Here is a 9,900-nt window from a genome sequence, read left to right on the forward strand (position 1 = left end):
AACATTTTTCGCAAACACTTGTAAATCACATATAAACAAATGTTACTCCAATGTTAACTCACCCCCTGCAGATTTATCAAAAGTCCCTACGCAACGCCTTTTTCAACAACAACAGGAACTAGTCCAAGAATAATTCGATAACCGGAATTTCCATATTGGGCTTATTTACAGGCAATCTCAAATTAAGATCATGCTCCGAGGCTACGCTCCCCTGCATATGATGACCGTATGGCGCAGTTATCGCAATCTCTGATGCATCGTGAAGAAACTGGGCGTACTTTACTTTCCCCTCATAGCCCGGCAACCTGAAATTGGTAAGCGGGTAATCGAGTAGGTGGATGTACAACCGATTTGTTTCCGGGTTATAAGTTAATATGGAGTGTTCGGGTACGACAAACTCTTCGGGCGCCTGAGTGCATCCGTATATGGAACGGCCATTGAACTTCATCCACTCTCCCATCTCGGCCAAGGCCTTGTCGGCTCGATAATCGAACGTACCCCTTGCCGTAGGTCCTACATTCAACAGCAGGTTGCCACCTTTGCTTACTGACTCAATAAGCAGCACCAGCAATTGCTTCTGGTCTTTCCACGTATATTCATCACGATAATACCCCCAGGAGCCGGAAAAGGTTTGGCAGGTTTCCCATGGAATCTTTTTCCCGTCAACCTCTGGCCAGCTTTGTACCTTAAATTGCTCGGGCGTGGTAAAATCCCATCCTCCCCAATAATCTTTTAAATCTGCACGATCATTAACTATTATCCCGGGCTGAAGCTCACGTACCATTTTTAACAGTTCAACAGATCCCCAATCTTCGTGACCTTTCCCAAATTCACCCGGGAAGGAATAATCGAGCCAAAGAATATCAATCTTCCCATATTTAGTAAGGATTTCACGAACCTGATTTTTCAAGTACTCCCGATAAACGCCCATATCGCGATCTTGATTAAGCTTATCGTACTCCTCCTTCGTTTGCGCACTTTGCGGATGTACTCTGTCTATTGTATAATCAGGGTGGTGCCAATCGATAAGTGAATAGTAAAAACCTATTCCCAGTCCTTCTGCCCTGAAAGCATCGACCCATTCCTTTAATATATCTTTTCCGTAGGGTGTATTTATAATATCATAATCGGTATAATCCGATTCGAACATACAAAACCCCTCGTGGTGCTTGCTGGTAATAACAGCATATTTCATTCCGGCTGCCTTGGCCTTTTTTGCCCATTCAGTGGGATTAAACAAATCTGGATTAAACAGCTCGAAATACTTCTGATAATCCTCGTCTGAAATGCGCTCGCGCTTTTTCACCCACTCGTGGCGGGCAGGCTGCGCATAGAGCCCCCAGTGGATAAACATTCCGAATCGGGCATCGGTCCACCACTGAAGCCGCTCTGTTTTTTCCGCTTCTGTTTCATTCCAGATTTTTTTCTGACCAAAGGAGCCATAACTTATCAATACAACTAATAAGGCCGGCAATAATACTCTTTTCATTTTAATGCTGTTTTATTTGATATTAATTAGTTTCAATTTGTATTAATACCGAATTCGGCAATACCAATCCTTCCTTCTTCCAAAGCAGACGACAATGCTCGCAACCGAATGAACCTGCCTTGCACCGTGTCTAAATGCTTTTTCTGCCAGATTGGACTGTTTTTTATGTTTGAGAATTCTCCAGAAGAAACAGGGGCTCCCCAATTTTTCCCATCTTCACTTACAAAAAACTCGTAATTAAATATTATGCCGGGATTCCATCGCCCCTGGTCGGGCAGGTAATTAAATCCGGTAATTGCAAGCGATTCCCCTAAATCAATTACAACATCAACAGGAGCGTTTGCTTCGATACTCCACGCAGAGCTCTCGTCTCCGTCAAAAATATTCTCGATGCCTTTTGCTGAGGCCAGCTCGCCAACAACTTTCCATTTCTCTTTTACCACATCAAATTCTGCGACAGAAACCGGACTGAAACTGCCTGTTGCCGCATCCACTGCCAAGGCTTTAATTATTCCTTTCTTTTTCCATTCAAATGCTTCATTATATAATAATGAGTTTTCGGACGGATTTTCCCCGTCAGTTGTATAATATATATGTAAGCCGCTATCAAAAGCTTTTATTGAAACCATGCCATTCTTATTACGATTGATAATGGGTTCGGCTAAAACTTTTGGAGCCTTGTAAACTTCAATCGTTGAAATCACCGGCGAAGCCTTGGCATCTTCGATGGATAAACGAAGCTTTGACGCAGAAATATTCGGAAAACGCAGTATTCTTTTTCTACCGATGGTTGTTTCCCGGGCAATTGTTTGCCAGTTATTCCCAACCAGGGCTTCCAACTTAAACTGTTTTACCCGCTGACCCAATCGAATATCTTCCTGCACTAAAAAACGATTCATTTCAACAGGTTCCCTAAAATCTATCTCCAAAGACGATTGAATAACACCATCGTCGGTTGTCCAATAAGTGTCCGGATTTCCGTCGACTGCATTCCCTGCTTTAAAACTTCGTGAATTTCCCCTGATGTTTGTTGCACTCACACGTTTGTTGAGCGCCAGGTTATTTGCAAAATCATTCTTTATTGCATTCGCCAGTTTCATCACCTGCTCAACATCTTTTTCGTGAATGAGCCCGCGGGTATCAACCGGAAAATTAATCAGCAACGATGCATTTCGTCCAATTGAGTTATAATAAATATCCAGCAAGTGCGGCAATGTTTTTACCTGGTGGTCTTCGGAAGCATGATAATACCACCCCGGACGAATAGAAACATCTACTTCGGCGGGTACCCAATGAGTACCATCTTCGTGCCCGGTTCTCAATTCAACATAATTTGGAGACCCCGGATAAAACTCGTCACGTCGGATTGGCGCCCAATTTGTTTCCATAGCCCATCCTTCCTCGTTACCAACCCAACGTATGTCTGGGCCTGCATCGCTAAAAAGGCATGCTTCCGGCTGAAGTTCCCGAACAATTTTGTAGGTATTTTCCCAATCGTAATAAGTTTCCCGGTCAATCCGGCGCTCTTCGTTGGCACCACCATACCAGCCGCTTCCTCCGTTAGCACCATCAAACCACACCTCAAATACGTCTCCGTAATTGGTTAACAATTCGCGCAACTGATTTCTGAAATAATCCAGATATTCGGGATTCCCGTAATCCGAGTGATTTCTGTCCCACGGAGAGAGATAGACGCCAAATTTTAGCCCGTACTCGCGACAGGCGTCGGACAACTCGCGCACCACATCTCCCTTTCCGTTCTTCCAGTCTGAATTTTTAACCGAATGCTCTGTATATTCGGAAGGCCACAAGCAAAATCCATCATGATGTTTTGCTGTCAGAATAATTCCCTTCATTCCGGCGTCTTTACACACCCTCGCCCACTGGCGGCAATCAAGTTCTGTCGGGTTAAACAACTTTGGATTTTCATTTCCAAACCCCCACTCCATATTTGTAAAAGTGTTCATATTGAAATGCACGAAAGCGTAAAACTCAAGTTCGTGCCAAGCCAGTTGTCGCTCCGAAGGCAACGGAAGAACAGGTTCTGGCGGAAGTGTTTTTTCACAAGAAAATAAGACGAAGATTAAAAGAAGTAGAACTGGGTGTTTCATTTTAGTTTTTATTAAGATTCAGTTTGACCGGCAAGGTACTCAAAATACCAAATATCACAATGCTCCGCTGCTGCGTTCAACAATAAAAATCAACATTCTGACCAATAAGTAATTATATATTTTCTACAAGAGCGATTCCCAAAACAGATGCAAAAACCTCTTTTTGTCCCATTATGACACTGCAACAAAAATACAACATGCATACATCTCACTGATAATGTGCACACAAGGAATAAAGGCATACTGATTGCTCTTTATTTCAAAACCCATTATTTAAAAAGTTGTATGGACGCAACAATGAATAATAAAAGACCAAAGACAAAGAAAACTTACCAAAAGCTTTTTGGTGAAAAAGATAATAATAGCGGATTTTCTGCAGAAAAGCAAAGCAGTCTGCTTCGCTTCTTGCGTGCCCCAAACCTGACTCTTCAGTCACAAAGTTATTTCGACATAATTTTCTTGAGCAAGTATTGCTCAAGAAAATCACCCCATTTATTACACAACAAATTTTGTTAACAATTAAGAAGTTAGAATATGAAGAAGTTTTTACTCACTAAACAGATCAGTCCCATTTTGACAACCAAACTGTTTGGGATTTTATTCATGGTGTTATTTGCTTTTCAAGCGTTCGCGCAAACCAATGTTGATACTGTTAACACTCGACCGGAAGTAGTTTTCCAGGATTTGGACGGGTTGGGCGAACCGGTATACATTGGCGAAATTGACGCTCCGGCAGTCCCATTTTCAGCGCCAAGTCTAAAAATGCTGAAATCGGGATCTGTTCTTTTGAAATCTGCCACCACTACCTCCTCAGAATTGGAGTGGCCAAATCCGGGTGCTGTACACATTGCAAAAACAGCAGAAGCAACGGGTACCGACGGAAAATGGAAAATTAACATTCTGGTAGAAGGGAAAAACATTCAATCTTCAACCGACGTTGTTTTAGTTATTGACGATTCAGGAAGTATGGGGAGCGGTTCCGAATCAAAAATGGAAGAAGCGAAAAATGCTGCAAAAAATTTTGTAACCAACCTGCTTGCAGACGAGAACTCCGGTATTCGAATTGCAGTAGTAACCATTAACTCAGGGGCTCCTACAAGTTTCAACGACTGGTCAGGCTCCGGAATTCCTGAAACGGATATTCAATTTACCGACAATGTTGCTGATTTAAATAGTGCAATTGATAATATAAATGCAGGGGGAGGAACAAATATTCAGGGCGGTTTTTACGTGGCTCGGCAAAATCTACACAATTATAGTACTGCCGACAATAAAGCTGTTGTTTTATTATCCGATGGGGTTCCAACTTACAGCTATGAGTCGACAGTAACTGTATCTTCCGCTCCGCCGACAATTGCTAACTGTTGGTATACTACAGGCTGGTTCGGCTCTCTGCAATATTGGGCAACGTGGTCTCCCACCCGTGAAGAGTTTGCTGACAACTACCTCACGGTTACCAACAGCAACTATCAGGTTATAGATGGAACTGGGGGTGATTTTCAACTAACATTGTACACGCACGAAGAAAGTTGTAACCCAGGGAACGGCACTCGCAATTTCAGATTTGAAGCCGGAAACCACGGTCTACCCGCACAATACGAAGCCGGTTTATTAATTAACCAGGGCGTAGATGTTTACACCATTGGATTTGAAGTTGAGGTTGGTGGCGATGCGGAAAACGTATTGACCAATTCTCAAAACAAAGGATACTACCCTGTCGAGAGTGGCAACCTAAACCAGGTTTATTCCGAAATTGCATCGAATATTGCCTATGCCGCAACAAACGCTGTGTTCACCGACCCGATGAGCACAAACGTCATACTCGAGTCATCAGCTAATCCGCCAACATGGGCAGTAGCACCCAGCTCTGCCGATGTAGTAGTTTCAAAAGGAAGTATTAATTTTGAAAATATGGGTGAAGTGCCGGGCAACCCGGGCGACACTCAATGGAAAATCGTTTGGAATATCGGAACGGTATCTGAATCAGGCGATAAAATGTATTATTACATTAACCTGGCCGACGGAACAGATCCCACATTGTTATACGATGCCAACGAAAAAACATACATGGACTACACGGATGTTAACAACAATCCCGATGCCCACCAGGAGACACCCGATGATTTTACCATTCCGAAAGTTAGTGGCGGTAAAGGTTCCATCGAAATATTCTACTACCGCGTTAACGAAGCCGGCAACCCAATAAACAGCAGCGGAACAGAAGTTCCTAGAGAAATGGCTCAGAAGCTAATTCCGGAAACCAGCATGTTCTTCGAATATAATGGAAACACTGCACTGGACTTAGACCAAACTTATACAGTAATACCTGACGACAAGTACATTTCAGGAAGCGAAACATTTGAGTTGAATTGCAACTTTTCTTCAGAAAACATTACTCCGACCAGCACCGAACCAAATAAAACGGTTTGGTTTGGATATCAACTAAGTACTCCTCCTGTAGTAACTAATGTAGAATACTGCGTTGGAGACGAAGCAACTCCGCTTACCGCAACATTAGCAGGAGGCCACACTTCAGCAGAATACCAACTCTATTTTTACACATCAGAAACCGGTGGAACGCCCCAGGCAAGTATAACACCATCCACAGATACAGAAGAAATAACTAGTTACTGGGTAGCAGAAGGAACCTCTTCAGAATGCATCAGCCCCGTAAGATCGGAAATACAGGTAGACGTAAAACTGTGTTGCGACCTCGACATACTTGTCGAAAGCAATTCTCCGGTATGCGCCGGCAGTGATTTATTCCTTTATGAACGCGGTGGAGAAGCAGGTATTATCTCCTGGACATGGACCGGCCCCAACGGCTTTTCTTCTAACGAACAAAGCCCGGTTGTTTTGGCAGCGGATGCTTCACAAAACGGCTTTTACGTTGTCGAAATTAGCGACGGAACATGCACGGCAAAAGACAGCATTGAAGTTATCGTAAGCTCAGACGTAATTACAATGACTGATTGTCCAACAGATATTACCGAATGTGCAGACGAAATAATAAACGGAGTTCAGGGCAAATACCTTGACTGGACGATACCTGACTTCAGTTTGAACTGTCTGGGAATAGACTCAGAAAGTTCAAGCTTTTACATGGGGTTTGGATTACCCGAAGTAAAATGGACATGTTGGAACTTTAACCACGTACAAAGAATCGGAAACAACGAAGGGGTTGTCAACCTTTGGCAATCAACCGGTGACGGAGGAAACCCATACATTTTAAGTCCATTGGTTTTTATCGATCCTTCTGTTGACATTAATATGGAAGTTTATGCTCCTGCGGGAAGAGATTTCGATTGGATGTTGTATCTGATTGACACAACAGGAACTGTAACTCATGTTGGAACGGAGCATATTATAGGCGATGGCCTCACAAATGAATATTCTATAAATATTCCGGGAAGTATTCCCAAAGCACCTTACTATTTGAAATTCGAATTTTCAGGAAACGGGAACAACAAATGCCTTGTCGACAATATTTATTTTGACGGAATTCTTTTGGACGGAGCAGGCTGTGAAGGAGGAATCGAATTTACAGTAACCGGGCCAACCCCGGGTTTCTTCCCTGTTATCAACGATTCAACCATTACTTACACAGCCACCTACACGCCATCTGAAGGCACTCCCGCAACAGAATCGTGCTCATTTAATGTAACAGTAGAAGGAGTGGAAGCATCCATTTCCAACGTAACAAATACCACTTGCGGAGAAGACAACGGGTCTGTTACTGTTGAAGGTGAATCATCATCGGCAAATCCTCAATTTGAGTACTCGCTCAATGGCGGCTCATGGATTGCATTTGAAGCCGGCAATACTTCTGCTACAATAGACCAACTGGCAGCAGGAAACTACTCAATAAACATCAGGGATATTTCTCTGGAAGGAAGTTGCGAAATACTCACACCACTTTCAGCCTCAATTTCTGCAATTCCGGGCCCCACAGTTACAATCTCCGATTTCGGTCCGTATTGTAAAGACGCAAGCGCTGTGGAACTGGACGGAGATCCTGCCGGAGGTATTTACTCAGGCTCCGGAGTTTCTGCTGAAGGTCTGTTTTCCCCGGCAAATGCTAATCCGGGCGAGAACTTTATAAAATACGTTTACACCGATGAAAACGGATGTAAAGATTCTTCAGTAATTATTATTACTGTCAATCCGTTGCCAAATGTGTCTATCGAACCAGTCGGATCGTATTGCACCACAGACGAAAACCAACAATTGACTGCCAGCCCTGCTGGAGGAACCTTCTCCGGCACAGGAGTTACTGCTGAAGGGGTTTTCTCTCCATCAACGGTTGGTGTCGGTTCATACGATGTAAGCTATACATATTCCAATCCTTCAACCGGTTGCACCAACACAACACAATTGACAATTGGCGTAGAAAATTGCTGTTCGCTGGAATCAGCAGAAGCAAATATAACCGACGCAATTGCCTGCAACGAAGGTACTGCAACAATCGAAATTACAGCCACCGGAGGCAACCTGCCCTTAACATATACTTTAGACGGAAATTCAAACACAACCGGTACTTTTACCGGTATTGCTGCCGGAACATACACTTGGAGTGTTAGTGAATCAATCGAAGGGTGCGAGCCGATTACAGGTAATATTGATGTGACTCAGCCAAACGAACTTGTTGCCAGCGCGGAAGTTACTGCTGAAATCCTGTGCTTCGGAGAAACTGCTACTGTTACTCTTTCTGCTCAGGGCGGAACTGGTGCTTACGCTTACACTTTCAACGGAACGACAAACTCTACAGGAGTATTTGAAAATATAGCCGCTGGAACTGATTACGCCTGGAGCGTAACTGACGAAAACAGCTGCGAAGATTCCGGTTATATTGATGTGACTCAGCCTGCAGCACTCGAAGCAGAAGCAAATGTTACTGCTGAAATTAAATGTTTCGATGGAACTGCAACAGTCACTCTTTCTGCTACTGGCGGAACTGGTGCTTACGTTTTCACTTTCAACGAAACGACAAACTCTACAGGAGTATTTGAAAACATAGCCGCTGGAACTGATTACGCTTGGAGCGTGACTGACGAAAACAGCTGCGAAGATTCTGGTTCTATTGATGTGACTCAGCCTTCTCTTCTCGAAGCAAAAGCTGAAGTTACTGCTGAAATTAAATGTTTCGATGGAACTGCAACAGTCACTCTTTCTGCTACTGGCGGAACTGGTGCTTACGTTTTCACTTTCAACGAAACGACAAACTCTACAGGAGTATTTGAAAACATAGCTGCTGGAACTGATTACGCCTGGAGCGTGACTGACGAAAACAGCTGCGAAGATTCTGGCTCTATCGATGTAACTCAGCCTACTCTTCTTGAAGCCAACGCGGAAGTTACCGCTGAAATCCTGTGCTTCGGAGAAACGGCTACTGTTACTCTTTCTGCCACTGGCGGAACTGATGTTTACGCTTACACTTTCAACGGAACAACAAACTCTACAGGAGTATTTGAAAACATAGTTGCTGGAACTGATTACGCCTGGAGCGTAACTGACGAAAACAGCTGCGAAGATTCTGGTTCTATAGACGTGACTCAGCCTACTCTTCTCGAAGCAGAAGCAAATGTTACTGCAGAAATCAAATGTTTCGATGGAACGGCTACTGTTACTCTTTCTGCTCAGGGCGGAACTGGTGCTTACTCTTACACTTTCAACGGAACTACAAACTCTACAGGAGTATTTGAAAATATAGCTGCTGGAACTGATTACGCCTGGAGCGTGAAAGACGCAAACAACTGCGAAGATTCCGGTTCTATTGATGTGACTCAGCCTACTCTTCTCGAAGCAAAAGCTGAAGTTACTGCTGAAATTAAATGTTTCGATGGAACGGCTACTGTTACTCTTTCTGCCACTGGCGGAACTGGTGTCTACGCTTACACTTTCAACGGAACTACAAACTCTACAGGAGTATTTGAAAACATAGTTGCTGGAACTGATTACGCCTGGAGCGTGACTGACGAAAACAGCTGCGAAGATTCCGGCTCTATCGATGTAACTCAGCCCGAAGATTTACTCTGCTCAACAGAGCAGGATAGTCCGGTTACTATTTTTGGGGAAAGCGACGGAGTTGCAACAGTTACTGTCTCCGGTGGTGTTGAACCTTACTCATACCTCTGGGACAATAACGAAACAACTGCTACTGCATCTCAACTCAACGCCGGAACACATTCAGTTACAATCACTGACGGCAACGGTTGCAAAACGTCATGCGAAGTTACTATTACTGAACCCGGACAACTTTCCTGTTCTGTAGTAATGGACAGCCAGGTTGTTTGCTTTGGC

The 9,900-nt window shown here is 43.7% G+C and carries 3 protein-coding genes; 1 reads left to right on the forward strand and 2 read right to left on the reverse strand.

Annotation, left to right across the window (positions count from 1 at the left end):
• Positions 1-118 precede the first annotated feature (118 nt).
• Together BUB08_RS19550 and BUB08_RS19555 are read right to left on the reverse strand one after the other, a co-directional pair.
• On the reverse strand, positions 119-1,489 hold the full coding sequence (locus BUB08_RS19550; protein ID WP_073003618.1) for an alpha-L-fucosidase: 1,371 nt from the start codon (positions 1,487-1,489) through the stop codon (positions 119-121).
• A 32-nt stretch (positions 1,490-1,521) separates the two neighbouring features.
• Positions 1,522-3,600, reverse strand: a complete 2,079-nt coding sequence (locus BUB08_RS19555) for an alpha-L-fucosidase (protein WP_073003619.1) — start codon at positions 3,598-3,600, stop codon at positions 1,522-1,524.
• A gap of 534 nt (positions 3,601-4,134) precedes the next feature.
• Here BUB08_RS19555 and BUB08_RS19560 point away from each other — a divergent pair.
• Positions 4,135-9,900: VWA domain-containing protein (locus BUB08_RS19560; RefSeq protein ID WP_139249809.1), on the forward strand; the 5,766-nt coding region annotated here is incomplete at its 3' end.

Source organism: Mariniphaga anaerophila (genome assembly GCF_900129025.1).
GTDB lineage: Bacteria > Bacteroidota > Bacteroidia > Bacteroidales > Prolixibacteraceae > Mariniphaga > Mariniphaga anaerophila.

Coding starts and splice junctions, on each gene's coding strand:
- BUB08_RS19550 (WP_073003618.1), bottom strand. CDS start 1,489: ATGAAAAGAGTATTATTGCCGGCCTTATTAGTTGTATTGATAAGTTAT.
- BUB08_RS19555 (WP_073003619.1), bottom strand. CDS start 3,600: ATGAAACACCCAGTTCTACTTCTTTTAATCTTCGTCTTATTTTCTTGT.